At 73.8% G+C, this 23,938-nt stretch carries 23 protein-coding genes; 20 read left to right on the top strand and 3 right to left on the bottom strand.

Translation table 11 applies throughout. The annotated features are described in order from the left end of the window. Window positions 1-27: 27 nt before the first annotated feature. Window positions 28-843 (top strand): AfsR/SARP family transcriptional regulator, encoded by an 816-nt coding sequence (locus tag ACFZP7_RS34905; protein WP_031022565.1) that lies wholly within the window; start codon window positions 28-30, stop codon window positions 841-843. Between the two features lie 15 nt (window positions 844-858). Here the strand turns inward: ACFZP7_RS34905 and ACFZP7_RS34900 are convergent, their stop codons facing one another. Continuing rightward, on the bottom strand, window positions 859-1,773 hold the full coding sequence (locus tag ACFZP7_RS34900; RefSeq protein ID WP_308123184.1) for an AfsR/SARP family transcriptional regulator: 915 nt from the start codon (window positions 1,771-1,773) through the stop codon (window positions 859-861). 766 nt (window positions 1,774-2,539) lie between these two features. On the opposite strand from ACFZP7_RS34900, the gene ACFZP7_RS34895 reads away from it, so the two are divergent. The 4 genes from ACFZP7_RS34895 to ACFZP7_RS34880 all read left to right on the top strand — a co-directional run bounded on the left by ACFZP7_RS34895 (window position 2,540) and on the right by ACFZP7_RS34880 (window position 6,928). Next, the gene (locus tag ACFZP7_RS34895) at window positions 2,540-3,361 is read left to right on the top strand and encodes an AfsR/SARP family transcriptional regulator (protein WP_031022570.1); all 822 of its coding nucleotides are present in this window, start codon (window positions 2,540-2,542) and stop codon (window positions 3,359-3,361) included. A gap of 257 nt (window positions 3,362-3,618) precedes the next feature. Continuing rightward, window positions 3,619-4,398, top strand: a complete 780-nt coding sequence (locus tag ACFZP7_RS34890; protein ID WP_019330961.1) for a thioesterase II family protein — start codon at window positions 3,619-3,621, stop codon at window positions 4,396-4,398. Next, window positions 4,395-5,666, top strand: a complete 1,272-nt coding sequence (locus ACFZP7_RS34885) for a beta-ketoacyl-[acyl-carrier-protein] synthase family protein (protein WP_385633383.1) — start codon at window positions 4,395-4,397, stop codon at window positions 5,664-5,666. Before ACFZP7_RS34890 ends, ACFZP7_RS34885 begins: the two co-directional genes overlap by 4 nt. Further along, window positions 5,663-6,928 carry a beta-ketoacyl synthase N-terminal-like domain-containing protein gene (locus tag ACFZP7_RS34880; protein WP_385633381.1) on the top strand — a complete coding sequence of 422 codons (1,266 nt, stop codon included), beginning with the start codon at window positions 5,663-5,665 and terminating at the stop codon, window positions 6,926-6,928. Before ACFZP7_RS34885 ends, ACFZP7_RS34880 begins: the two co-directional genes overlap by 4 nt. Window positions 6,929-7,335: 407 nt before the next feature. Here the strand turns inward: ACFZP7_RS34880 and ACFZP7_RS34875 are convergent, their stop codons facing one another. Further along, the gene (locus ACFZP7_RS34875; protein WP_046249269.1) at window positions 7,336-7,572 is read right to left on the bottom strand and encodes a DUF6059 family protein; all 237 of its coding nucleotides are present in this window, start codon (window positions 7,570-7,572) and stop codon (window positions 7,336-7,338) included. A gap of 313 nt (window positions 7,573-7,885) precedes the next feature. Between ACFZP7_RS34875 and ACFZP7_RS34870 the strand changes: the two genes are divergently transcribed. The 6 genes from ACFZP7_RS34870 (at window position 7,886) to ACFZP7_RS34845 (ending at window position 14,039) form a co-directional block, all read left to right on the top strand. Continuing rightward, entirely contained in the window at window positions 7,886-8,770 is an 885-nt protein-coding gene (locus ACFZP7_RS34870; protein WP_385638694.1) for an SRPBCC family protein, read from the top strand. After that, a complete protein-coding gene (locus ACFZP7_RS34865; RefSeq protein WP_385638691.1) occupies window positions 8,767-10,614 on the top strand; it encodes an acyl-CoA dehydrogenase in 1,848 nt (615 codons plus the stop codon). Before ACFZP7_RS34870 ends, ACFZP7_RS34865 begins: the two co-directional genes overlap by 4 nt. A gap of 88 nt (window positions 10,615-10,702) precedes the next feature. Continuing rightward, a complete protein-coding gene (locus ACFZP7_RS34860; RefSeq protein ID WP_029394636.1) occupies window positions 10,703-11,512 on the top strand; it encodes a 4'-phosphopantetheinyl transferase superfamily protein in 810 nt (269 codons plus the stop codon). Between the two features lie 204 nt (window positions 11,513-11,716). Further along, window positions 11,717-13,207: a condensation domain-containing protein gene (locus ACFZP7_RS34855; protein ID WP_385638688.1), complete on the top strand. Its 1,491-nt coding sequence runs from the start codon at window positions 11,717-11,719 to the stop codon at window positions 13,205-13,207. Window positions 13,208-13,241: 34 nt separating this feature from the next. Beyond that, window positions 13,242-13,388 (top strand): hypothetical protein, encoded by a 147-nt coding sequence (locus tag ACFZP7_RS34850; RefSeq protein WP_019330950.1) that lies wholly within the window; start codon window positions 13,242-13,244, stop codon window positions 13,386-13,388. A 234-nt stretch (window positions 13,389-13,622) separates the two neighbouring features. Next, window positions 13,623-14,039: a pyridoxamine 5'-phosphate oxidase family protein gene (locus ACFZP7_RS34845; protein WP_030970823.1), complete on the top strand. Its 417-nt coding sequence runs from the start codon at window positions 13,623-13,625 to the stop codon at window positions 14,037-14,039. 256 nt (window positions 14,040-14,295) lie between these two features. Here ACFZP7_RS34845 and ACFZP7_RS34840 read toward each other — a convergent pair whose 3' ends face one another. Beyond that, window positions 14,296-14,778, bottom strand: coding sequence for a nuclear transport factor 2 family protein (locus ACFZP7_RS34840; protein ID WP_217684962.1), 483 nt, complete (start codon window positions 14,776-14,778; stop codon window positions 14,296-14,298). A gap of 166 nt (window positions 14,779-14,944) precedes the next feature. Between ACFZP7_RS34840 and ACFZP7_RS34835 the strand changes: the two genes are divergently transcribed. The 9 genes from ACFZP7_RS34835 (at window position 14,945) to ACFZP7_RS34795 (ending at window position 23,836) form a co-directional block, all read left to right on the top strand. Then, complete coding sequence (locus ACFZP7_RS34835) at window positions 14,945-16,417, top strand: FAD-dependent monooxygenase (RefSeq protein ID WP_029394635.1); 1,473 nt, start codon at window positions 14,945-14,947, stop codon at window positions 16,415-16,417. Between the two features lie 56 nt (window positions 16,418-16,473). After that, a complete protein-coding gene (locus ACFZP7_RS34830) occupies window positions 16,474-17,172 on the top strand; it encodes an antibiotic biosynthesis monooxygenase (RefSeq protein ID WP_019330946.1) in 699 nt (232 codons plus the stop codon). 257 nt (window positions 17,173-17,429) lie between these two features. Continuing rightward, complete coding sequence (locus ACFZP7_RS34825; protein ID WP_019330945.1) at window positions 17,430-17,759, top strand: TcmI family type II polyketide cyclase; 330 nt, start codon at window positions 17,430-17,432, stop codon at window positions 17,757-17,759. Beyond that, window positions 17,756-19,027: a beta-ketoacyl synthase gene (locus ACFZP7_RS34820; protein ID WP_127441718.1), complete on the top strand. Its 1,272-nt coding sequence runs from the start codon at window positions 17,756-17,758 to the stop codon at window positions 19,025-19,027. Before ACFZP7_RS34825 ends, ACFZP7_RS34820 begins: the two co-directional genes overlap by 4 nt. Next, complete coding sequence (locus tag ACFZP7_RS34815) at window positions 19,024-20,235, top strand: ketosynthase chain-length factor (RefSeq protein ID WP_030970827.1); 1,212 nt, start codon at window positions 19,024-19,026, stop codon at window positions 20,233-20,235. The genes ACFZP7_RS34820 and ACFZP7_RS34815 overlap by 4 nt, the downstream gene beginning before the upstream one ends. Before the next feature lie 66 nt (window positions 20,236-20,301). Next, window positions 20,302-20,571, top strand: a complete 270-nt coding sequence (locus ACFZP7_RS34810) for an acyl carrier protein (RefSeq protein ID WP_019330942.1) — start codon at window positions 20,302-20,304, stop codon at window positions 20,569-20,571. Window positions 20,572-20,583: 12 nt separating this feature from the next. Continuing rightward, the gene (fabG, locus tag ACFZP7_RS34805; RefSeq protein ID WP_030970829.1) at window positions 20,584-21,372 is read left to right on the top strand and encodes a 3-oxoacyl-ACP reductase FabG; all 789 of its coding nucleotides are present in this window, start codon (window positions 20,584-20,586) and stop codon (window positions 21,370-21,372) included. Window positions 21,373-21,412: 40 nt separating this feature from the next. After that, the gene (locus ACFZP7_RS34800; RefSeq protein ID WP_125538235.1) at window positions 21,413-22,357 is read left to right on the top strand and encodes an aromatase/cyclase; all 945 of its coding nucleotides are present in this window, start codon (window positions 21,413-21,415) and stop codon (window positions 22,355-22,357) included. A 3-nt stretch (window positions 22,358-22,360) separates the two neighbouring features. After that, a complete protein-coding gene (locus tag ACFZP7_RS34795; RefSeq protein ID WP_385638684.1) occupies window positions 22,361-23,836 on the top strand; it encodes an FAD-dependent monooxygenase in 1,476 nt (491 codons plus the stop codon). Window positions 23,837-23,938: the final 102 nt, after the last annotated feature.

Genomic DNA, 23,938 nt, shown 5'->3' with positions numbered 1-23,938 from the left:
CTGCGGCCTTGAAAACATGGGGGAAACGTGGACATCGAAGTGCTGGGTGCGCTGTCGGTGCGCGAGCACGGGGTGTCGGTCGTGCCGACCGCGCCCAAGCCGCGCCAGGTCCTGGCCCTGCTCGCGCTCAACGCCGACCAGGTGGTCCCGGTGGCCGCGCTCGTCGACGAACTGTGGGGGGAGAACCCGCCGCGCAGCGCGCGGACCACCCTGCAGACCTACGTCCTGCAGCTGCGCGAGCTGATGGCCCAGGCGCTGGCCCACGGCCCCGACGAACGCTGCACCGCCAAGGACATCCTCGCCACGGTTCCCGGCGGCTACCGCCTGCAGACACGCGGCGGCCACGTCGACTACCGCGAGTTCGACCAGCGCGCCGGCCTCGGCTACCGGGCCATGGACGCCGAGGACTACGCCGGCGCGGCCCGCCGGCTGGCCGACGCGCTCGCGCTGTGGAACGGGCAGGCCCTGACCGACATCCAGGCCGGCCTGCGCATCGACACGGAGGTCAAGCGGCTGGAGGAGGCCCGGCTGTGCGCGCTCGACCAGCGCATCGAGGCCGACCTGCGGCTCGGACGCCACCGGGAACTGCTGTCGGAACTGACGGTCCTGGTCAACCAGTACCGCATGCACGAGAGCCTGCACGGCCAGTTCATGCTGGCCCTGCACCGCTCGGGCCGGCGCGGTGAGGCCCTCAACGTCTACCAGCGGCTGCGCAGCACACTCGTGCACGAACTGGGCCTGGAACCCTCCGCCGCGCTCAGCCGCCTGCAGCGCTCCATCCTCATGGCCCGCCCCGAGACGCCCGCCGCCGCCGGCGGCAGCGGCCGCCTCGTCACCCGCTGACCCGGCCGCCGTTCCTCACGGGCCGCACGGATGGTGTGCCGTGAGCCGGGCGACCTGCTCGGACAGCTCCCGCTGCTGCCGGCGCAGCAGCTCCACGTGGCCGCGCAGCCGCACCAGCTCCTCCCGGAGCACCCCGAGTTCGTCCCCGCCCTGCCCGGCCGTCCCGGCCCCCGCCCGGTCGGCGGAGTCCGCCGCCGGCTCACAGGAGCGCAGAATCGCTTCCCTGCGACGGCTGAGCACCTGGCCCGGCCCGATACCCAGATCACGGGCCAGCCGCCGGCGCGCCCTGTCGTAGGTGCTCAGCGCCTCGGCCCGGCGGCCGCAGCGGTGCAGCGCCGTCATCAGCTGCTCGTGGAACCGCTCACGCAGCGGGTGCACGGCGACCAGCTCCTCCAGCTCACCGGTGATCTCCGCACAGCGGTCCGCCCGCAGACAGACGTCGTAGAGCACCTCCAGGGCACGCAGCCGGCTCTCCTCCAGCAGCGCCGCCTCGGCCGAACAGATGGGCCCCTGGCCGCTGCCCTGCAGAGCGGGCCCGCGCCACAGCGCCAGACCCTCGCGCAGCACCTCCACCGCCCGGCCCGGGGCGGTGGCGGCCAGCTCGCGCCCCTGGCCCACCAGACGGTGGAAGCGCTGCGCGTCCGTCGCCGCCGGCCCCAGGCTCAGGGTGTAGCCCAGCGGGGAGGTCCGCAGCCACACGTGGCGCGGCCCGCCCGGGCCCGGGGCCGGCAGCAGCCGCCGCAGCCGGGCCACATGGGCCTGCAGCGCGTTGGCGGCGTTGACCGGAGGGTGCCCGCCCCACAGCTCCTCCACGAGGCACTCGGCGGGCACCGCCTGCCCGGCCCTCACCAGCAGCGCGCCCAGCAGCGCACGCTGCTTCGCACCCGCGGGAACGATCCGTACGCCGAAACGCTCGTCGTGGATCTGCACGGAACCAAGAATCCGGAACTCCATCTCGCCCTTGCCCGGGAAGCACCCGATTCCGCATCCGCCGGCCCGGATCACGGCCCCGGTATTCCCTCACGAATAGCAGGTGCACTTCCTTCCGCACGGACTCTAGCCGCCCATGGTTTCCGGCACGCTATTCTCCAGCCGGCCCCGTACCGGCGTGGGCGATTCCTCGAGAGTTCTTCAGCCCCCGCGGCCCCGGCCCGCCCGAAAAGGACAGGACACCGCGACCGAAAAGCCCGCCCCGCCCGGACAGCCGGTGACACACGCCCGCCGCCGCCGGCCAGGACAGGAAACCCGGTACCGCCGGCCAGGACAGGGGACCCTCCGTCACCGGCCGGGACAGGGCATCCTCCGCTGCCGGACGGCCGGCCACGACCGTCCCCGGACGGCCGGCACCGCTCCCCGGCCCCCGCACGCGCCGCCCGGCGCCGTCACCGCGGCCCTCGCCGCGGCTCTCGCCGTGGCCGGAAAAACAACCGAAACGAATACGCCCCCGACCGTACCGGGCGCAAAATCACCACCCGTGAGCGGTAACCCGGAGACAGCCCGGACAAAGCCGCAGCCTCCTGTCTTCCAGGGACGGGTCAAGAATAACTAGAGCCGCCCTCGCGCGCCGATCAGAGAACCGTCCGGTTCCTCTTGCCGCGGAGTGGCGGGAATGACGCGGACAGGCGCAAGGAGGCAGTATCAAGTAGCTCCGTCAACGGCTCAGAACCAGTCGCCCCGAAACATTGCGGAGGGAATTATGGAAATAAAAGTCCTGGGTGCGTTGAACGCCGAATTCGAGGGAATCTCGGTCGTCCCCAGTGCGGGCAAGCCCCGGCAGATCCTGGCGCTGCTCGCCCTGTACCCCGGCCGGGTGGTGCCGGTGCCCACCCTCATGGAGGAGATCTGGGGCACCGACCTGCCGCAGAGTTCGATGACCACGCTGCAGACGTACATCCTCCAGCTGCGCCGCCTGCTGGGCACGGCCATGGGCCCCGACGTGCCGGGCTCGGCCAAGGACGTCCTGGCCACCCGCTACGGCGGGTACCTGCTGCAGATACCCGCCGAGGCGGTCGACGCGTTCACCTACGAGCGGCTCGTGACCGAAGGACGACAGGCCTACGAGGACGGCGAGGACGAGCGGGCGGCCACGGTGCTGCGCCGGGCGCTCGACCTGTGGGACGGCCCCGCCCTGGTCGACGTGCGGGTCGGGCCCGTCCTGGAGATCGAGGCGATGCGCCTGGAGCAGAGCCGGCTGGTGGCCCGCGAGCGCCGCATCGACGCCGACCTGCGGCTGGGCCGGCACGTCGAACTCATCGCCGAACTCACCGACCTGATCGCCCGCCACCCCCAGCACGAAGGGCTGCACTCCCAGGCCATGGTGGCGCTCTACCGCTCCGGCAGGCAGGCCGCCGCCCTCGACGTCTACCGCAGGCTCCGCCAGCGGCTCATCGACGAACTCGGCGTCGAACCCTCCCCGCAACTGCAGCGGCTGCACCAGGCGATGCTCGCCGTCGACCCGCGCCTGGACATCGTGGCGGGCCCCCGGCGCACCTCCACGTTCGACCTGTACGCAGCATGAGGCGCCGGTGCCCTCGCCGCCCGGCCGGACCCGGCACGCCGGCCCCCGCAGGGGCGGCGGCCGCCGCGGCCGCCGGCCGGGGCCGCCGCCCGCCTCGCCGCGGGGTTGAGCGCCGCACGAGCCGCGCGGGCGACGCTCGGTGCCCAGGGGCACCCACCCCCCGGACCGGCGCCGGGACGGCACCGCGTGGCACGCGCCACGCCGGCGGCGCCCGCCCGGATGGGGCCGGACCGGACCGTTCACAAGGAGGGCGACGCATGGCTTCCCGCTCCAGGGACCGTGAGGCGGGCACCGCACGGATCACACTCACCTGCCTCGCCCACGCCGGAGCGGGCGTGGCGAGCTACCGCGGCTGGTCCGCGGCGGTCGGACCCGGCATCGACGTGGCCGCCCTGCCGCTCCCGGGCCGCGACAGCCGCCGCCGCGAACCACGCCTGACCGAACGCGCCGGCCTGCTCGCCGACTTCCTGCCGACCCTGCTTCAGACGGCACGCCGCGGCCCCTACGCGCTCTACGGACACAGCATGGGAGCCCTCGTCGGCTACACGCTCACCCGGGCCCTGGCCGACTCCGGCCTGCCCCCGCTGTTCCTGGCCGTCGGCGCCTGCCCGCCCCCGCACACCACCACCGTCCTGGCGGACGCGGCGGACCTGCCCGACGAGGACCTGCTGCCGCTGCTCGACGAGATCGGCTCCCTGCCGCCGGGCGCCTCCGCCTCCCCCGGCGGACTGTGGCGGCGCACCTTCCTGCCCGTCCTGCGCGACGACCTGCGCCTGGCCCGATCGCTGCGCAACGCCGCCCTGGACCCGGTCACCGGAGGGCCGCTGGACGTGCCCGTCCTGGTCTTCGCGGGCCGCGACGACCCGCTCGCCGCACCCGCCGCCCTGCGCCACTGGCAGCAGTGGACCACCAACCTGATCGAACTGCACACCGTCGCCGGGGGACACTTCTTCGCAAGCTCCTCGAGCCTGGCCCAGCACGTCGGCCGGGCCTGCCGCGGCCACGTGACCGCGCTGCCCACGGGAGGCGGCCGGTGAACCGCGTCGTGATCACCGGGATCGGCGTCGTCGCCCCCGGCGCGGTGGGCACCGCCGGCTTCTGGGACCTGCTCACCGTCGGCCGCACCGCCACCCGCCGCGTCACCCTCTTCGACGCCTGCGGCTACCGCTCCCGCGTCGCCGCCGAGGTCGACTTCACCCCCGCCGCCCACGGATTCGACCTCGCCGACACCGAACGCCTGGACCGCGCGGCACAGTTCGCGCTGGTCGCCGCACGCGAAGCCGTCGCCGACAGCGGCGTCGCGGACCGCATCGGCCGCAACCCCCTGCGCACCGGCGTCAGCCTGGGCAGCGCCATCGGCTGCACCACGAGCCTGGCCACCCAGTACGCCATCCTCAGCGACTGCGGCACCACCTGGACCCTCGACCACACCGAGGCCGCCGAATCCCTCTACGACTACTTCGTCCCCAGCTCCCTGGCCGCCACCGTCGCCCGCGACCGGGGCGCACAGGGCCCCGTCGCCCTCGTCTCCAGCGGCTGCACCTCCGGCCTGGACGCCGTCGGCCACGGCGCCGACCTGATCCGGGAAGGCAGCGCCGACATCGTCGTCGCCGGCGGAACGGAAGCACCCATCGTGCCCATCGCCATGGCCTGCTTCGACCGCCTGCGCCTCACCAGCTCCCGCAACGACGACCCCGCCACCGCCAGCCGCCCCTTCGACCGCACCCGCGACGGATTCGTGCTCGGCGAGGGCGCCGCCGTCCTGGTCCTGGAAGAACTCGAACACGCCCGCCGCCGCGGCGCCCGCCCCTACGCGGAACTGTCCGCCATCGCCGCCCACAGCAGCGCCCACCACATGACGGGACTGCGCCCCGGGGCACTGGAGATGGCCGACGCCATCCGCGCCGCCCTCGACCAGGCACGGCTGAACCCCGCCGACGTCGACTACATCAGCGCCCACGGCGCGGGAACCCGGCACAACGACCGGCACGAGACACACGCCCTCAAGGAAAGCCTGGGCGGCAGCGCCCACCGCGTGCCCGTCAGCTCCATCAAGTCGATGATCGGGCACGCCCTGGGCGCCGCCGGCGCCCTGGACCTGGCCGCCAGCGCCCTGGCCATCCGGCACGACACCGTCCCGCCCACCGCCAACCTCCACGAACCCGACCCCACCTGCGACCTCGACTACACCCCCCTGTTCGCCCGGGAACAGCGCACCAGCACCGTCCTCACCGTCGCCAGCGGCTTCGGCGGCTTCCACACGGCCGCCGTCCTCACCCGGCCACGGCTCAAGGAGGCCGCATGACCAAGGCGACCCAGGCCCCCGAACCGGCCCGACCCGCCGGCGCCGGAGGCCCCCGCCAGACCCTGGTCACCGGCATCGGAGTCGCCGCACCCAACGGCCTGGGCACCAGAGCCTGGTGGGACGCCGTGCTGTGCGGGCGCACCGGACTGGGCCCCATCACCCGCTTCGACGCCTCCGGCTACCCCGTACGCATCGCCGGCGAGATCCCCGGCTTCGTCGACGAGGACCACATCCCCAGCAGACTGCTGCCCTCCACCGACCGCGGCACCCGCATCGCCCTGGTCGCGGCCGAAGAAGCCCTGCGCGACGCTAACGTGAGCCCGGCCGACCTGCCCGCATACGGCGCCGGCGTGATCACCGCCAGCTCCGCGGGCGGCGCCGAATTCGGCGAACGGGGACTGGCCGCACTGTGGAGCAAAGGCGCCCAGCACGTCAGCGCCTACCAGTCCTTCGCGTCCTTCCACGCGGCAGCCCCCGCACAGATCTCCATCCGGCACCGACTGCGCGGCCACGGCTCGACCGTCGTCAGCGAACAGGCCGGCGGCATCGACGCACTCGCCCGCGCCCGGCGGCGGATCCGCGACGGGGCATGCCTCATGGTCACCGGCGGGATCGACTCCACACTGTGCGCATGGGGCTGGGCCGCGCACCTGGCGGACGGCCGGCTCAGCCCGGCCACCGAACCCGCCCGGGCCTACCGGCCCTTCGCGGCCACGGCCGACGGCCACGCGGTCGGCGAGGGCGGCGCCCTGCTCGTCCTGGAGGACGCCCGGGCCGCCGCCCGCCGGGGCGCCACCGGCTACGGCGTCATCGCCGGCTGCGCCGCCACCTTCGACGGACCCGACCGCCCTACACTGCGCCAGGCCGCGGAACTCGCCCTGGCCGACGCCGGCCTGGCCCCCGAACACGTGGACGTGGTCTTCGCCGACGGCGCCGCCGAGCGGCGCGCCGACCTCGTCGAGAGCCAGGCGCTGTGCGCGCTGTTCGGACCCTACGGAGTACCGGTCACCGTGCCGAAGACGATGACCGGGCGGCTGGGCGCGGGCGGCTCGGCCCTGGACGTGGCAGCCGCGCTGCTCGCCCTGCGCGAGAAGGTCGTACCCCCGACCACCGGAACCGGACGCGTCGCCGACGACTGCCCGCTGGACCTGGTCACCGGGGCCCCACGGGAACTGCCCCGGCTACGGGTGGCGCTGGTGCTGGCCCGCGGACGGGGCGGCTTCAACTCCGCCGCGGTGCTCCGGGCCCCTCAGACGGAGTGACGGACCGCCCCTAGCGAGACGGAGCGGAACACACGGGCGGCCAGGAACGGCCCGCGGCCCCGCGGGCCGCGCAAAGGGAAACACCCCCGGCGCCGACTCCCCGGCCTCCTGGCCCTCCTGGCCTTCCGGCCTTCCGGTCTCCTGGCCTTCCGGCCTTCCGGCCTTCCGGCCTCCCGGGCTCCTGGGCTCTTGGCCCTCCTGGCCTTCCGGCCTTCCGGTCTCCTGGCCTTCCGGCCTTCCGGCCTTCCGGCCTCCCGGGCTCCTGGGCTCTTGGCCCTCCTGGCTCCCCGGCCTTCCCGGTCTCCTGGCTGCCCGGCCTTCCGGCTCCTGGCCTTTCGGCCGTCCGTCTCTCCCGGTTGCCCGGCGTTCCGCCGTCCCGCCCGCGGCACGCGTGGTGGCGTCCCCGCCTAGCGGACGTCGTGGTCCTCGTCGGTCAGTTCGCGGGCCAGGCGCCGCTCCAGGTCGGTCAGAGGCATGTCGTCGCGCACCCGTTCCGGGTGTCCCGGCGGCGGCCGGTGCCACCGGATGCGCGGGCGCGGAGGGTGGTCGTACCGGTCCGTCTCGCCGGCCAGGCAGAGCCGCCCGTAGGCGACCAGACCCTCCCACAGGCCACGGACGCATCGGCGCGGGCGGAAGCGTCTCATCCCTGCCACCTCCCGGATCGCTTCTGGGGCCGCAGGCCACCGTCGGTCACCGGGCTCGAGGACCCGACGGTTCCCGCTGGAGCGCGTGCCCCCGGGCGCCGCTCCAGCGCGACACGAGCGCGCTACCGGCACATCCCTAGCGGTTCCGGACAGGGTCGAGAAAAGCCGCAGTACGACGGGCCCGGCCGCACCGGCCCGCCCCGGTGGACCCGGCACGCGTGCGGCCCAGCGGGGACCGGCCCGGCGGCGACGCCTTGGACGACGGAGGGTGTGGACGATGCCGGATGCGCGAGTGCACCGTACTGCCTGTGAGATGACGGCCCCGGCCCCGAGCGGAGTGCTCTACGGCCTGATCGCGGACGCCACCGTGTGGCCGCTGTTCTTCCCTCCCAGCGTCCACGTGGAACAACTGGACTTCGACGGGACACGGGAACGGCTGCGCATGTGGGCCGTGGCGGGCGACCGGATCAGCTCCTGGGTCTCCCACCGCCGCCTGGACGTCGGACAGCGGCAGGTGGAGTTCCGCCAGGAACGGCCCTCCGCCCCGGTCGAGACGATGACCGGCCTGTGGACCGTCGAGCCCCTGGGCGACAGCTCCCGGGTGACCCTGGAACACGCCTTCACCGTCGTCGGCGACGCTCCGGCCGACGCGGCCTGGACCGAGCGGGTCACCCGCGCCAACAGCCGCGCCCAGCTCCAGCGCCTGGCCTGGCTCGCCGAGCGCTGGACCCGGCTGGACGACCTCGTGATGTCCTTCGAGGACACCGTCCGGGTCAACGTGCCCGCCGAGCTGGTCTTCGACTTCCTCTACCGGGCCGGCGACTGGCCCGACGACCTCGCCGGCACCCGCCCCCTGACGGTGCAGGAGGACACCCCCGGCATCCAGGTCCTCGCCCTGGACGGCCGGTCGGCCACCGGCGGCGAGGCGGTGCGCATCAGCTTCCCCGCCGCCGGCCGCCTCGTGCACAAACACACCCGCACATCCGGACCGCTGGCCGCGTACACCGGCGAGTGGACCATCGAGCCCCAGCCCGGAGCCGGCCTCGACGTCACCGTGCGGCACGACGTGCTGCTCAACGACGACGCCGCACTGGACCAGGACGCCGCCCGGCGGGCGTGCGACGAGGTCGGCCGGGCCGGCCGCCGCCTGCTGGAGCACGCCGTGCGCCACGCCTCCGACGCGGTGCGGGTCCTGTGACCGCCGCCCTCGACACGGCCGCCGGGCCGACGGGGCAGACCCCCGACCCGCGCAGCACCACCCCCACACCCGAACCCGAACACACCACACCCGCACCCGCACCCGCACCCGAACACACCACCCCCGAATCCCAACACATCACCCGCGCACCCGAACCCGAGCGCGCCGCCCGGCTGGAGGCCGCGCTCGGCGACCCCTTCGACCCGGCCAACCCGCACGGACACCTCGCCCTGGTCCGGGCCGACGACACCCGCGAGGCACCACACGCCACCGAGGCGCTCCTGACCGAGCACGGCCTGTCCGCCGAGTTCGTCCCCCACGACCTCGGCGGACGCCTGAGGGACCTCGAAGAGCTGGCCCGCGTGCTGCGCCCGCTCTTCCGCCGCGACCTGGCCCTCGGCTACGGCTTCGGCATCACCTCGCTGTTCGCCGCGTCCTCGGTGTGGACCGCGGGCGACACCCACCAGCGCGCGGCCCTCGCGGACGTCCTGCTCGGCGGAGGCCGGGTCGCGATCGTGCACCGGGAGGTGGCACACGCCAACGCCATCCTGCGCCGCGAGGTCCGCGCACAACGCCCTGCGGGCGGCGGCTTCCTGCTCAACGGGAGCAAGGACGCCGTCATGAACGCCGACCGCACCGACACCTTCGTCGTCTACGCCCGCACCTCCGCCGGCTCCGGCTCCGCCAGCCACTCGGTGCTCCTGCTGCCCGGACCACCCGCCTCCGGAGAAGTGCGCCGGCTGGCGCGGGTGGAGATGCCCGGCATGCGCGGGGCACGCTTCCACGGACTGCGCCTGGCCGACGTACGACTGCCCGACAGCGCCCTGGTCGGCTCGCTCGGCGAGGGCGTCACCCTGGCCCTGCGCAGCTTCCAGATCAGCCACTGCCTCATCCCGGGCACGGTGCTCGCGGGCGTGGACAGCGTCCTGCGGCTCGCGGTGCGCGCCGCCACCGAGAACCGGCCCGACGGGCGGCCCGCCCGCCGCTGGCACAAGGCACTCAGCGGGGTCTTCGCGGACCTGCTCGCCTGCGACGCCATGGCCGTCACGGGACTGCGGGCGCTCAGCCTCGTACCCCAGCACGCCCATCTGCTCGCGGCGGCGGTCAAATACACCATGCCGGACCTGCTGCGCGAGGACCTGGAAGAACTCGCCGCCGTGCTCGGCGCCCGCGGCTACGACCGCGGCCCGCTGTACGGCGGCTTCCAGAAACTCGCCCGCGACCTGCCCGTGGCCGGACTCGGCCACTCGGGAACGGCCGTCTGCCAGGCGGTGCTCGTACCCCAGCTGCCGGCCCTGGCACGCACGGCGTGGTTCCGGACCGCCGAGCCGAGCGCCGCACTGTTCCTGCCGGGCGCGCCACTGCCACCGCTCGACCACCGCAAGCTGACGCACTCCGGGACCGACGACCCGCTCACGGCCACCCTGATCGGGGCCGCCGAACGGCTGGCCGCACGGACGGGAACACAACCACTGCACGCCGCCCTCGCCGCGCTGGCCCGCGCCCTGGTGGAGGAGCTGCGGGTGCTGCGCGCGCGCTGCGCGGCCCTGCCGGCCGCCGGGAGCACCGTGTTCGACCCGCTGGCCTGCGCCCTGGCCGACCGCTACGCCCTGCTGCTGTGCGCCGCCGCCTGCCTCGGGGTCTGGGAGGGACAGGCGGACGGTGACGGCTTCCTCGCCGACCCGGCCTGGGCGGTGCTCGTCCTCAGCCGCATCGGCCGCAGACTCGGCATCGCCGTACCCGAGACACCGGCGGACGCGGAACAGGCGGTCCTGGCCGAGGCGCTGGGACGCTGCCGGCAGGGCCGCAGTCTCGACCTGTACGACACCCCACTGGCCGGCTGACCGAGACGGCACGGGAAGACGCCCCCCACCTCGGCCCGCCCCCCAACGGGGGAGCGGGCCGGCGAGAACCACACGCAGGGAGACGACGATGGAGCGGGTCACATGTGCCGCGCCCCTTCACGTGCCGCGGCCCCACGGCCCCTGGCCCGCGGTGCGCGAGGACCTCTTCCGGCACGGCAACGCACTGGTCTGCACGACGTGGAGCGAATGGCTGCCCAGCGTGCTGACCACCCCGCGGCTGCGGGAACTGCTCGGCGACGACTGGCAGCGCTACCGGCGTACCCGCGACGCCGCGGTGCGCTACCGGTTCGCCGCCTCCCGCATGCTGATCAAGTACACGGCGGCCGCCGCCCTGGCCGTCCCGCCCGAGTACCTGGATTTGGCCTACCGGCTGGGCGGCCGGCCCTACCTGCGCGGCTTCGACCAGATCGAACTGAGCCTGAGCCACACCGGGGATGTCATGGCCGTCGGCCTGAGCCGCATCGGCCGGATCGGGGTGGACGTGGAACCGGCCGAGCGGCCCGTACGGCTGGACCTGCTCGAGACGCAGGTCTTCACACCGGCCGAGGCCCGGGAGCTGGCCGAGCTGCCCGAAGGCGAGCGGACCGCCCACGCACTGCGCCTGTGGACCCTGAAGGAGGCCTACAGCAAGGCCCTCGGGCAGGGACTGCGGTTCGGCTTCAAGGAGTTCGGCTTCCGGCAGGGCCGGCTGAGCGCACCCGACGGCAGCCGGGTCACCCGCGACGAGTGGGGCTTCGCCACCTACCCCGTCATGGACCGCTTCCTGCTCAGCGTGGCCTGCCACAACGCCGGACTGAGCACCGCCGGGGACACCTCCGTGGGGACCATGCTGGACCAGGGGTTCCTGTCGGCGATGACGGACACGGGACAGCAGTAGCGGGCGTTCCGGTACGGCCCCACCGCTGCAGAAGCGTTTCTCCGCCCGGTCGCGAGCAGCGTCAGCGGGCCGTCAGGCCCATGGCAGCCACCGGTGCCACGATGCCGGGGGAGTACCGCGCCCCCTCAAGGGGCCCGCCGCTCCCCGAGAACCGTGCGCACGGCCGGCCCGTGCGGGAGGAGGCAGCGACGAGGAGGGCGTCCCATGGCGTGGCACAGCCGCCCGCGTGCCCTGCGGGGCCCCGGCACGGTCCGTCCGCCGGGCGTACCGGCCCTGTGGCCCCACCTCGACCTGCTGGGCGACTTCGGCGGGCGCCGTGGCGCCGGGCGCCACGTCGAGCAGCTCGTCTGGCGCTGGCACGGCCCGCTGGACACCGAGCGGTTCACCGCGGCCTGGCAGTCGGTCGTCGACCGCGAGAGCGTGCTGCGGGCCGCCCTGGCCCCCGGGCCCCGGCCGCACCTGGTCCTGCACGAGCACGCCCACGGCGACGTCGTGCGCCACCGTGCGGGCAGCGCCGGATGGGACCGGCTGCTGGAGCGGGACCGCCGGCGCGGCCTCGACCCCAGCCGCCCCTGCCCGCTGCGCGTCACCCTCGTGGAGCGCACCGACGACCCGGCCGGTGCCGGGCCGGTGACCCGGGTGGTCCTCACCTTCCACCACGCGCTGCTGGACGCGTGGAGCGTGTGCCTGCTGATGCAGGAGCTGTGCCGGGCCTACCTCGCCGGCGGCGAGCTGCCCGGCGGCGAACGCCGCCCCGACCTGCGCGACTGGGTGGGCTGGCTCCAGCGGCAGGACCCCGCTGGAGCCCGGGACTTCTGGCGGGGCGCCGTGCCCGACGGGCCGGTCGCCGTGCTGCCCGCCCGGCCCGGCCCGCGCACCCGGCAGCGGGGCCGGGGCAGGACCGAGGTACGGCTGAGCCCCGCCGAGGCCGAACGGCTCCACCGCTGGGCCGCCCTGCGCGCCGTACCCGACTCCAGCGCCCTGGAGACGGTCTGGGCGCTGCTGCTGTACCGCGCGGCCGGGCCCGGCGGGGCCGCGACGGTGGGCTTCGGCGTCACCGTCTCCGGCCGCGGCATCACCCTGGACTGCGCCGAGCGTCTGCCCGGGCCGCTGCGCAACTGCCTGCCGATGGTGGTCCGCGTGGACCCCGGCGAGACGGTCGGGCGGCTGCTGACGGCCCTGCGGGACCGGGCGCTGGACATGGCCGCCTACGAATGGGTCTCCACCCGCCGGATCCACCGCTGGACGGGCCGCTGCCCCGACGGGGAACTGCTGCAGAGCGTGGTCTCGGTGGACAGCCTTCCGCGCCCGCCGGGCAACCTGAGGAACGAACTCGCCGGCGCCGGCATCGCGCTGGAGCCGGAACCGGTGCACGGCGCCTGCCCCGACCTGCCCGTCGCCCTGCTGGTCCGTCCCGGCGGCGACGGCCGCCTCACCTTCTGCGTCGACCACGACCGCAACCGGATCTCCGACGCCGACGCCCGTCTGCTGGCCGGGCACTGCGCCCGGCTGCTGCGGCATCTGCCCGGCACCGACGAGGCCACCACCAACGGGGCCGTGCTGGACGTGCTCGCCGGTGAGGCACTGCCGCGCATCGCGCCGCGGCCCTCGAGGCCGCGACCGGCCGGGTCCTGGCTCCGGCCGCGCTCCACTTCCTCCGGGGCGGCCGTCGACCGGGCCGCGAGCCACCCTTGACACTCTGGGCCGACCGATCACCGAGGAGGTGCCCATGCACGAAGGCGACGACGAACGGCACGAGGGTGACACGGCCCGATGCGCCAGGGCGGTCCACGGCGGCCCGCCGCCCCTGCGGCTGGCGGGCGCGGAGGAGCGCGAGGACGAGGACGGACGCGTCATCGTCCGCAGCATCGACTAGCCCGGACACCCGAAACGACGCACGACCCACGGGCGCACAGCGCACGACGCATGCCGCACGGCGTACGGCGGAGGCGGGCGGCGGGCCGGGCGGGGAGCCGGGTCCAGCGAGGGTCGAGCGGCCCCCGGCAAGCTGGCCCCGGACCCACGGCCGCCCCCGACGCCCGCGCGACAGCCGCCCGGAGCACGGGAAGCGCCCACGCACGCGACACCCTCTGGAAGCGAGGACCCGCCCATGCCGTCGATGCCGCGCCCGGACGCCGTGACGGTGCCCGACTCCGTCCAGGCGTTCCTGACCGGTACGGCGCTCGTCGCCGCGTTCACGACGATGCGGCCGGACGGCACACCGCACGTGGCCCCCGTGCGCTTCACCTGGGACGCGGACGCCCAGCTCGCGCGGGTGATGACGGTGCGCTCCTCCCGCAAGGCCCGCAACCTGCTGGCCACGCCCGGCGCCCCGGTGGCGCTCTGCCAGGTGGACGGCTTCCGCTGGGTCACGCTGGAGGGGACCGGCACGGTCGTGACCGACCCCGAACGGGTGGCGCTCGGAGCACGGCTGTACGCCAAGCGGTACTGGTCCGCCCCGCCGACCCCGTCCGACCGGGTGGTCATCGAGATCGCGGTCGACCGCGTCCTCAGCCTGAACGCCTGAACGCCTGAACGCCTGAACGCCTGCGCCGGCTCCGCACCACCACCCCCACCACCCACCACCGCCCCCATCACCCCCCACCGCCCCCGCCGCCCCGGACCGCGTCCGGGGCGGCACGCGCGTGTACCGCGGCGCGGCGCCGCCGGACGTCCTGGCGCCGCCGCACCACGGCCGCGGTCACCCCACCGCGGCCGGCGCCGCCGCACCGCGGCTCGGGGTCACCCCCCTGCAGCCGCGGTCACCGCACCGCGGCTCGGGGTCACCGGGCCGGGGGAGGGGAGCCGTCCGCCCACAGCAGCCGGAAGGCCAGCAGGCTCAGCCGCCAGCCCCGCGCGGTGCGGCGCGCCTCGCCGTTCACGAACGTACCCGTCGCGAAGAGCGGGGGCAGGTCCCCCTCGGGAGGCGTGTGGCGCGGGTGGTGCACATGGGTGGAGATCAGGTTCGCCCGGAACACGGCCCGGTCCCCGTCCACGTCGACCACGGCCGGAGAACCGAGGTGCTGGGTGGCCGCGAACGCCGACAGCGCCGACCGGTGGTACTCGGCCATGCCGTCGGCGCCCTCGTGCCGGCTGACCGGGAACGCGACGACCGCGTCCTCGGTGAACAGGCCGGCGGTCCAGGCGTCGTCGAGCCGCTCGTCGTCGAGCGAGACCAGATACCGGTGCAGCAGACCGGCGACCTGTGCGCTCGACCCGGCGGCGGACACGGATGCGGATTGATCGGTCGTCAGACTAGAGGTCATGCCAGAGAATGCCGTCACCCGACGCGCCCGCGGCAAGACCGCTTGTCGAAGCTCTGACGTACCAGACGTTTTTCTGGCATTGACTGCACAAGACCTGTAACAACGCCTATTTACAGCCCTCGTAAGCCCTCGCACTATTGATGGAACACCAGTGAGAAGAGGGCAGATGGAATTCTACGATTCAGATGTCATTGTCGTGGGAGCCGGTCCCACCGGTCTTATGCTCGCAGGTGAATTGAGGCTCGCTGGAGTCTCGGTGGTGGTTCTCGACAAACTTTCCGAGCCGATTCAGGAATCCCGCGCCCTGGGTTTCTCGGCGCGGACCATCGAGGAATTCGCGCAGCGCGGGCTGATGGACCGGTTCGGCGAGGTCGGAGTCATCCCGGTCGGCCACTTCGGCGGCGTCCCGCTCGACTACCGGGTGATCGAGGGCGGTTCGTACGGGGCGCGCGGCATCCCGCAGGCCCGCACCGAGGGCGTCCTGGGCGGCTGGGCGCGCGAGCTGGGCGCCGACATCCGCCGCGGGTGCGAGGTCACGGGCATCGAGCAGACCGACGCCTCGGTGACCGTCACCGCCGCGGGCGCCGACGGCCCCTTCTCCCTGCGCGCCCGCCACGTGGTGGGCTGCGACGGTGCCCGCAGCATCGTGCGCAAGCTCGCGGGCATCGGCTTCCCCGGCACCGAGCCGGCCATCGAGCTGCGCTTCGCCGACCTGGCCGGAGTGGCGCTGCGGCCCCGGTTCAGCGGGGAGCGCGTCGCCGGCGGCATGGTCATGGTCATCCCGATGGGCCCGGACCGCTGCCGCGTCATCTACTTCGACAGCTCCGAGCCGCTGCGCACCAGCCCGGACCCGATCACCTTCGACGAGGTCGCCCAGACCTGGCAGCGCCTGACCGGCGAGGACGTCAGCGGCGCCACCCCGCTGTGGGTCAGCTCCACCACGGACGTCAGCCGCCAGGCCGACCGGTACCGCCACGGCCGCGTCTTCCTGGCCGGCGACGCCGCGCACATCCACCTGCCGATCGGCGCGCAGGGCATGAGCGCGGGCGTGCAGGACGCCGTGAACCTCGGCTGGAAGCTCGCCCTCGACATCAAGGGCCAGGCGCCCGAAGGGCTGCTCGACACCTACCACGCCGAGCGCCACCCCGTCGGGGCCCGCATCCTGACCAACACCCTCGCCCAGCGCATCCTCTACCTCGGCGGCGACGAGATCACGCCGATGCGCGAGGTGCTCGCCGAGCTGATGGGCGCCCACGAATCCGTCCAGCGCCACCTGGCCGGCATGGTCACCGGACTGGACATCCGGCACGACGTCGGCGAAGGCGACCACCCCCTGCTCGGCCGGCGCCTGCCGGACCGGGAACTGGTCGTCGACGGTGAGAAGACTCCGTTCTACGCGCTGCTGCGCACCGCACGCCCCGTGCTCCTGGAACTCGGGGGCGACCACGGCCTGCGCACCGCGGCCGCCGGCTGGGCCGACCGGGTCGACCTCGTCGCGGCCGAGTTCGACGGCTGCGAGGCCCCCGTGGACGGCATCCTCGTCCGCCCCGACGGCTACGTCGCCTGGGTCGCCGGCCTCGGCGCCGGGCCGGACGGTCTCACCGCCGCCCTCGGCCGCTGGTTCGGCCCCACCGCCTGACCGTCGCGGGCCGCGCAGCGACACCCACCGCACCCACCAAGGAAAGCGAAGGACCCATGCCCATCATCTCCGCCGAGGACAAGCACCTCACCGTCCTGAACCTGTTCACCACGGACACTCCCGAGAAGCAGGCCAAGCTGATCGAGGAGATGACGAAGATCGTCAACGCGGCCGCGTACGAGGGCTGGATGTCCTCCACCGTCCACTCGGGCGTCGACGGCTACGGCACCCTCAACTTCATCCAGTGGCGCAGCGGCGAGGACCTCGAGAAGCGCTACGCGGGCGAGGAGTTCAAGCACCGCACGCTCCCGGTCTTCGGCGAGATCACCACCTCGATCCGGCTGATGCAGAACGAGGTCGCCCACACGCTGACCTCGGACGCCCTCGGCGGCAAGATCGAGATCGGCCCGGACCGCGACGACTACACCGTCTTCACCCTCTTCCCGGTCACCCCCGAGGGGCAGGACGAGGCCGTCGACGCCCTCGGCCCCGGCCAGGCCTTCCTCGCCGACGTGCCCGGCTTCCGCGCCCACGTCGTGCTCAAGGGCCTGCGCGCCCGCGGCCTGGAGGGATCCTTCGTCATCTCCTACTCCCAGTGGGACAGCAAGGAGGCCTTCGAGGTCTACCGCGACCAGGCCCCCGAGGAGCAGGCCGACGCCCGCAAGGCCGCCGTGGCCCGCGTCCGCGCCGTCGTCACCGGCGAGCCCTACCTCAACACCTACCGGGTCGTGCACACGCGCTCTGCCGGCGAGTGAGCCCGGCGCGCCGGACGGCGCACGGGACCCGCACGCCTTCGGACCTCGTCCCCGGCACCCGGGGGCGCAGGCCCGAAGGCGTGCTCGTGTGCACCCGCCGCTTCGGCTCAGGCGGGACTCAGGCAGGCCCCGTGCGGGGCGCTACCGCCAGGCCGCACCGTCGAAGGCGGTGGCGCCGCAGCCCCCCGGGCCGCCGGGCCGGGCCGGTCCGCCCGCTTCGAGAACCCTTCCGCGCAACCGCCGAGGAGCTAATCCCTATGCACAGCACGCTGATCGTCGCCCGGATGGCGGCCACCTCGAGCAACGACGTGGCCCAGTTGTTCGCCGACTTCGACGCCACCGAGATGCCGCACCGCATGGGCACACGGCGCCGCCAGCTCTTCTCCTACCGGGGCCTGTACTTCCACCTCCAGGACTTCGACGAGGACAACGGCGGTGAACTGATCGAGGCCGCCAAGGCCGACCCGCGCTTCGTGCGGATCAGCGAGGACCTCAAGCCCTTCATCGAGGCCTACGACCCCACGACCTGGCGCTCGCCGGCCGACGCGATGGCCACGCGCTTCTACAGCTGGGAGGCCTCCCGTTGACCGGGCGACGCGTTGTGATCACCGGGATCGAGGTGATCGCCCCCGGCGGTGTCGGCAGGGAGAACTTCTGGAACCTGCTGAGCAACGGCCGCACCGCGACACGGGGCATCACCTTCTTCGACCCCGCCCCCTTCCGCTCCCGGGTGGCCGCCGAAGCGGACTTCGACCCCTACGAGCACGGCCTGACCCCGCAGGAGGTCCGCCGCCTGGACCGGGCCGCGCAGTTCGCCGTCGTCGCCTCACGCGGCGCCGTCGCCGACAGCGGCCTCGACATCCCCTCCCTGGACCCGCACCGCGTGGGCGTCACCGTCGGCAGCGCCGTCGGCGCCACGATGGGCCTGGACCAGGAGTACCGGGTGGTCAGCGACGGGGGACGGCTGGACACGGTCGACCACACCTACGCGGTCCCGCACCTGTACGACTACATGGTGCCCAGCTCCTTCGCCGCCGAGGTCGCCTGGGCGGTGGGGGCCGAAGGCCCCAGCACCGTGGTCTCCACCGGCTGCACCTCCGGCATCGACTCCGTCGGCTACGCCGTCGAACTGGTCCGCGAGGGATCGGCCGACGTCGTGATCGCCGGCTCCTCCGACGCGCCGATCTCACCGATCACCATGGCCTGCTTCGACGCGATCAAGGCGACCACCCCGCGCCACGACGAACCCGAGTGCGCCTCCCGGCCGTTCGACAAGACCCGCAACGGATTCGTCCTCGGCGAGGGAACCGCCTTCTTCGTCCTGGAGGAACTCGACAGCGCCCGCAAGCGCGGCGCCCACATCTACGCCGAGATCGCCGGCTACGCCACCCGCTCCAACGCCTACCACATGACGGGCCTGCGCCCCGACGGCGTGGAGATGGCCGAGGCGATCGACCTGGCCCTGGGCGAGGCCCGGCTGAACCCGCAGTCCATCGACTACATCAACGCCCACGGCTCGGGCACCAAGCAGAACGACCGGCACGAGACGGCCGCGTTCAAGCGCAGCCTCGGCGACCACGCCTACCGCACCCCGGTCAGCTCCATCAAGTCGATGGTCGGGCACTCGCTCGGCGCGATCGGCTCCATCGAGATCGCCGCCTCGGCACTCGCCATGGAGTACGACGTCGTCCCGCCCACCGCCAACCTGCACACCCCCGACCCCGAGTGCGACCTCGACTACGTGCCCCTGGTCGCCCGCGACCAGCTGATCGACGCGGTCCTCACGGTCGGCAGCGGATTCGGCGGCTTCCAGAGCGCCATGGTGCTCGCCACCCCCGAAAGGAGCCTCGTATGACCGCCTCCGTGGTGGTGACCGGCCTGGGCGTCGTCTCACCCAACGGCATGGGGGTGAAGGACTACTGGGCGGCCACCCTGGGCGGCAAGCACGGCATCGGCCGCATCACCCGCTTCGACCCCACCGGCTACCCGGCCCGTCTGGCCGGGCAGATCGAGGACTTCGACGCCGAGGAACTGCTGCCGAGCCGGCTGCTGCCGCAGACCGACCGCGTCACCCGGCTGGCCCTGGTGGCCGCCGACTGGGCACTCGCGGACGCCGGCGCCGACCCCGCGCACCTGCCCGAGTTCGACATGGGCGTCATCACGGCCTCCGCCGCGGGCGGCTTCGAGTTCGGCCAGGGCGAACTGCAGGCCCTGTGGAGCCAGGGCAGCCAGTATGTCTCCGCCTACCAGTCCTTCGCCTGGTTCTACGCCGTCAACAGCGGCCAGATCTCCATCCGCAACGGCATGAAGGGCCCCTCCGGCGTCGTCGTCAGCGAAGGCGCGGGCGGCCTGGACGCCGTCGCGCAGGCCCGCCGGCAGATCCGCCGGGGCACCCCGCTGATCGTCACCGGCGGCGTCGACGCCTCCATCTGCCCCTGGGGCTGGGTGGCCCAGCTGGCCTGCGGCCGGCTCACCACCAGCGACGAACCCGACCACGCCTACCTGCCCTTCGACCGCGACGCCAACGGCTACGTCCCCGGAGAGGGCGGCGCGATCCTCATCGCCGAGGACGCCGACGCCGCACGCGCCCGCGGCGTCCGCCCCTACGGCGAGATCGCCGGCTACGGAGCCACCATCGACCCCCGGCCCGGCAGCGGACGCGAACCCAACCTGGCCAAGGCCATCGAGACGGCACTGGCCGACGCCGACGTGAACGCCGCCGACATCGACGTCGTCTTCGCCGACGGCGCCGGCGACCCGGCCGGCGACCTCGCCGAGGCCCGCGCCGTCAGCACGGTCTTCGGCGACCGGGGCGTGCCGGTGACGGTGCCCAAGACCATGACCGGGCGCCTGTACTCCGGCGGCGCGCCTCTGGACCTGGCGGCCGCGTTCCTCGCCCTGCGCGACGGCGTCATCCCGCCCACCGTGCACATCGACCCGTGCGCCGACTACCCCCTCGACCTGGTCCTGGGCGAACCCCGCCCGGCCGAGCTGCGCACCGCCCTGGTCCTGGCCCGGGGAGCCGGCGGCTTCAACTCCGCCATGGTCGTGCGCGCCGCCTGAGGACCCCCGCACACCGCCCGACCGACGCACCGCAACCGCCACCACGTACTGACGAAAGGACCCACCATGGCCAGCAAGTCCTTCACCCTCGACGACCTCAAGCGCACCCTGCGGGAGGCCGCGGGCGTCGCCGAGGGCGTGGACCTGGACGGCGACATCCTCGACACCGAGTTCGAGGTGATCGGCTACGAGTCCCTCGCCCTGCTGGAGGCCGGCAGCCTCATCGAGCGCGAGTACGGCATCTCCCTGGACGAGGAGGCCGTCGGCGAGGCCAACACGCCGCGCAGCTTCATCGAGGTCGTCAACGCGCAGCTCGCGCCCGCCAAGGCCGCCTGAAGGAGCCCCACCATGACCGACACCACCACCCAGCGCGTCGCCGTCGTCACCGGCGCCACCAGCGGCATCGGCCTGGCCTCCGCCCGGCTCCTCGGCCGGCAGGGCCACCAAGTCTTCATCGGCGCCCGCAACGCCGAGAACGTCGCCGCCACCGTCAAGGAACTCCAGGGCGAGGGCATCGACGCGGACGGCACGGTCGTCGACGTCCGCGACACCGAGTCCGTCAACGCCTGGATCCAGGCCGCCGTCGACCGCTTCGGCAGCGTCGACGTCGTCGTCAACAACGCCGGCCGCTCCGGCGGCGGCCCCACCGCCGACATCGCGGACGAACTGTGGGACGACGTGATCGACACCAACCTCAACAGCGTCTTCCGCGTCACCCGCGCCGCCCTGACCATCGGCGGCCTGCGCGCCAAGGACCGCGGCCGGATCATCAACGTCGCCTCCACCGCGGGCAAGCAGGGCGTCGTCCTGGGCGCCCCGTACTCGGCGTCCAAGCACGGCGTCGTCGGCTTCACCAAGGCACTGGGCAACGAGCTGGCCCCCACCGGCATCACCGTCAACGCGGTCTGCCCCGGCTACGTCGAGACCCCGATGGCCCAGCGCGTGCGCCAGGGATACGCCGCCGCCTACGACACCTCCGAGGACGCCATCCTCGAGAAGTTCCAGGCGAAGATCCCCCTGGGCCGCTACTCCACCCCCGAGGAGGTCGCCGGCCTCGTCGGCTACCTGGCCTCCGACACCGCCGCGTCCATCACCTCGCAGGCCCTCAACGTCTGCGGCGGCCTCGGCAACTTCTGACGCACCCGGCACCCGACCCCTTTCCCGAGGAGTGAGCCTCATGACCACACGTGAGGTCGAGCACGAGATCACGATCGGCGCACCGGCCGACGCCGTCTACCAGCTGCTCGCGGACGTGACCAACTGGCCGCGCATCTTCCCGCCCACCATCCACGTGGACCGCACCGAGGCCGACGGCGACCACGAACGCATCCACATCTGGGCGACCGCCAACGGCCAGGCCAAGGAGTGGACCTCGCACCGCACGCTCGACCGCGAGAACCTGACCATCACCTTCCGCCAGGAGATCCCCGCCGCCCCGGTCAAGCACATGGGCGGCACCTGGATCATCGAACCGCTCGCCGACGACCGGTCGCGGGTGCGGCTCCTGCACGACTACAGCGCCATCGGCGACGACCCGCACGACCTGCTGTGGATCGAGCAGGCCGTGGACAAGAACAGCACCTCCGAGCTGGCCGCCCTGAAGGTCAACGTCGAGGCCGCGCACGCCGCCGCCACCGAGGAGCTGACGTTCTCCTTCACCGACACCGTGCAGATCGACGGCGCCGCCAAGGACGTCTTCGACTTCATCAACGAGGCCCAGCTGTGGGCCGAACGGCTCCCGCACGTCGCCGTGGTGCGCCTGAGCGAGGACACCCCGGGGCTGCAGGAGCTGGAGATGGACACCCGCGCCAAGGACGGCTCGGTGCACACCACCAAGTCCTACCGGGTCGTCTTCCCCCACCACAAGATCGCCTACAAGCAGGTCACCCTGCCCGCGCTGATGACCCTGCACACCGGCGAATGGACCTTCACCGAGGGCGACGAGGCGACCACCGCCTCCTCCCAGCACACCGTCACCCTCAACACCGCCAACATCGCCCGCATCCTCGGCCAGGACGCCACCGTCGCCGACGCCCGCGCCTACGTCCACACGGCCCTGTCCACCAACAGCCGCGCCACCCTCGCCCACGCCAAGGCCTACGCCGAGCAGAAGAAGGGCTGAACCGTGGCAGCGGACGCCCTGACCACCGACGTCGTCGTCGTCGGAGCCGGCCCCGTCGGGATGATGCTCGCCGGGGAACTGGCCCACGGCGGCGTCGGCGTGGTGGTCGTGGAGAAGCGACGCGCTCCCAGCACCGAGTCCCGGGCCTCCACCCTGCACGCCCGCACGATGGAGATCCTCGACAGCCGGAGCCTGCTGCCCGAGTTCGGCGACCCGCCGAACGAGCCGCGCGGCCACTTCGGGGGCATCCCGCTGGATCTGACGCTGCCCTCCTCCCACCCCGGCCAGTGGAAGGTGCCGCAGACCAGGACCGAGGTGATCCTGGGGGAGTGGGCGCTGTCACTGGGCGCCGAACTGCAGTGCAAGCACGAACTGACCGCGCTCGACGACAGCGGCGACCTGGTGGAGGCCGAAGCCGCCGGCCCGGACGGACGGACGCTGCGGCTGCGCTGCCGCTACCTGGTCGCCTGCGACGGCGAGGAGAGCACCGTACGCCGCCTGATCGGCGCCGACTTCCCCGGCAGGGACGCGACGCGGGAACTGCTGCGCGCCGACGTCGCCGGCATCGACATCCCGGCCCGGCGCTTCCAACGCCTGGAGCACGGCCTGGCGATCGCCGCCCGCCGCCCCGACGGGGTGACCCGGGTGATGGTCCACGAGTTCGGCTCCGCCGCACGGGCCCGCCCGCACGGCGACGCCTCCTTCGAGGAGATCACCGCGGTGTGGAAGCGGGTCACCGGCGAGGACATCAGCGGCGGCACCCCCCTGTGGGCCAACGCCTTCGGCGACGCCTCCCGCCAGCTGACCCGCTACCGGCACGGCCGCGTCCTCTTCGCGGGCGACGCCGCCCACCGGCAGATGCCGGTCGGCGGCCAGGCCCTCAACCTCGGCATGCAGGACGCCTTCAACCTGGGCTGGAAACTGGCCCTGGTGGTACGCGGCAAGGCACCGCAGACCCTCCTCGACAGCTACCACGACGAACGCCACGAGGTCGGCCGGCAGGTCCTGGCCAACATCCGCGCCCAGTCGCTGCTGCTGCTCGGCGGACCGGAGGTCGAGCCGCTGCGCGACCTGCTGACGGAGTTGATCGGGCAGGAGGACGTACGCCGTCGCCTGGCCGGCATGATCAGCGGCCTGGACGTGCGCTACGACGTCGGCGGCCCCGCCCACCCGCTGCTCGGGGCCCGGCTGCCGTGCACCGAGGTGCGGGCACGCCGACGCCTGCTCACCACCACCCAGCTGGTGCGCTCGGGCGGCGGCGTCCTGCTGGACCTGACCGGACGGCCCGGCCGGCCGCCGGCAGTCCTCGACGGCTGGGCGGACCGCGTCACCGCACTGGACGCCCAGCCCTCGCCGGGCAGTTCACTGCAGAGCACCGACCGTGTCCTCGTCCGCCCCGACGGCCACGTGGCCTGGGCCGGCCCGGGCACCGACGGCCTCGCCGAGGCACTCACCCGCTGGTTCGGACCTCCCCGCTGACCTGCCGTGCCCCCCGGCCCGGCGGGGACGACCGGCACCGCACGACACGCCGCCCCCCACCACCGGGCCCCGAACCGACCCCACTGCCAGGAAGGACCACCC

The organism is Streptomyces sp. SudanB5_2050 (genome assembly GCF_964272335.1).
In the GTDB taxonomy this organism is placed as follows: domain Bacteria; phylum Actinomycetota; class Actinomycetes; order Streptomycetales; family Streptomycetaceae; genus Streptomyces; species Streptomyces rochei.
This window is presented reverse-complemented; position numbering and strand designations above follow the sequence as displayed.

Coding starts and splice junctions, on each gene's coding strand:
- ACFZP7_RS34880 (WP_385633381.1), top strand. CDS start 5,663: ATGACCAAGGCGACCCAGGCCCCCGAACCGGCCCGACCCGCCGGCGCC.
- ACFZP7_RS34810 (WP_019330942.1), top strand. CDS start 20,302: ATGGCCAGCAAGTCCTTCACCCTCGACGACCTCAAGCGCACCCTGCGG.
- ACFZP7_RS34860 (WP_029394636.1), top strand. CDS start 10,703: ATGGAGCGGGTCACATGTGCCGCGCCCCTTCACGTGCCGCGGCCCCAC.
- ACFZP7_RS34875 (WP_046249269.1), bottom strand. CDS start 7,572: ATGAGACGCTTCCGCCCGCGCCGATGCGTCCGTGGCCTGTGGGAGGGT.
- ACFZP7_RS34830 (WP_019330946.1), top strand. CDS start 16,474: ATGCCCATCATCTCCGCCGAGGACAAGCACCTCACCGTCCTGAACCTG.
- ACFZP7_RS34845 (WP_030970823.1), top strand. CDS start 13,623: ATGCCGTCGATGCCGCGCCCGGACGCCGTGACGGTGCCCGACTCCGTC.
- ACFZP7_RS34890 (WP_019330961.1), top strand. CDS start 3,619: ATGGCTTCCCGCTCCAGGGACCGTGAGGCGGGCACCGCACGGATCACA.
- fabG (WP_030970829.1), top strand. CDS start 20,584: ATGACCGACACCACCACCCAGCGCGTCGCCGTCGTCACCGGCGCCACC.
- ACFZP7_RS34815 (WP_030970827.1), top strand. CDS start 19,024: ATGACCGCCTCCGTGGTGGTGACCGGCCTGGGCGTCGTCTCACCCAAC.
- ACFZP7_RS34895 (WP_031022570.1), top strand. CDS start 2,540: ATGGAAATAAAAGTCCTGGGTGCGTTGAACGCCGAATTCGAGGGAATC.
- ACFZP7_RS34855 (WP_385638688.1), top strand. CDS start 11,717: ATGGCGTGGCACAGCCGCCCGCGTGCCCTGCGGGGCCCCGGCACGGTC.
- ACFZP7_RS34835 (WP_029394635.1), top strand. CDS start 14,945: ATGGAATTCTACGATTCAGATGTCATTGTCGTGGGAGCCGGTCCCACC.
- ACFZP7_RS34840 (WP_217684962.1), bottom strand. CDS start 14,778: ATGACCTCTAGTCTGACGACCGATCAATCCGCATCCGTGTCCGCCGCC.
- ACFZP7_RS34825 (WP_019330945.1), top strand. CDS start 17,430: ATGCACAGCACGCTGATCGTCGCCCGGATGGCGGCCACCTCGAGCAAC.
- ACFZP7_RS34850 (WP_019330950.1), top strand. CDS start 13,242: ATGCACGAAGGCGACGACGAACGGCACGAGGGTGACACGGCCCGATGC.
- ACFZP7_RS34870 (WP_385638694.1), top strand. CDS start 7,886: ATGACGGCCCCGGCCCCGAGCGGAGTGCTCTACGGCCTGATCGCGGAC.
- ACFZP7_RS34800 (WP_125538235.1), top strand. CDS start 21,413: ATGACCACACGTGAGGTCGAGCACGAGATCACGATCGGCGCACCGGCC.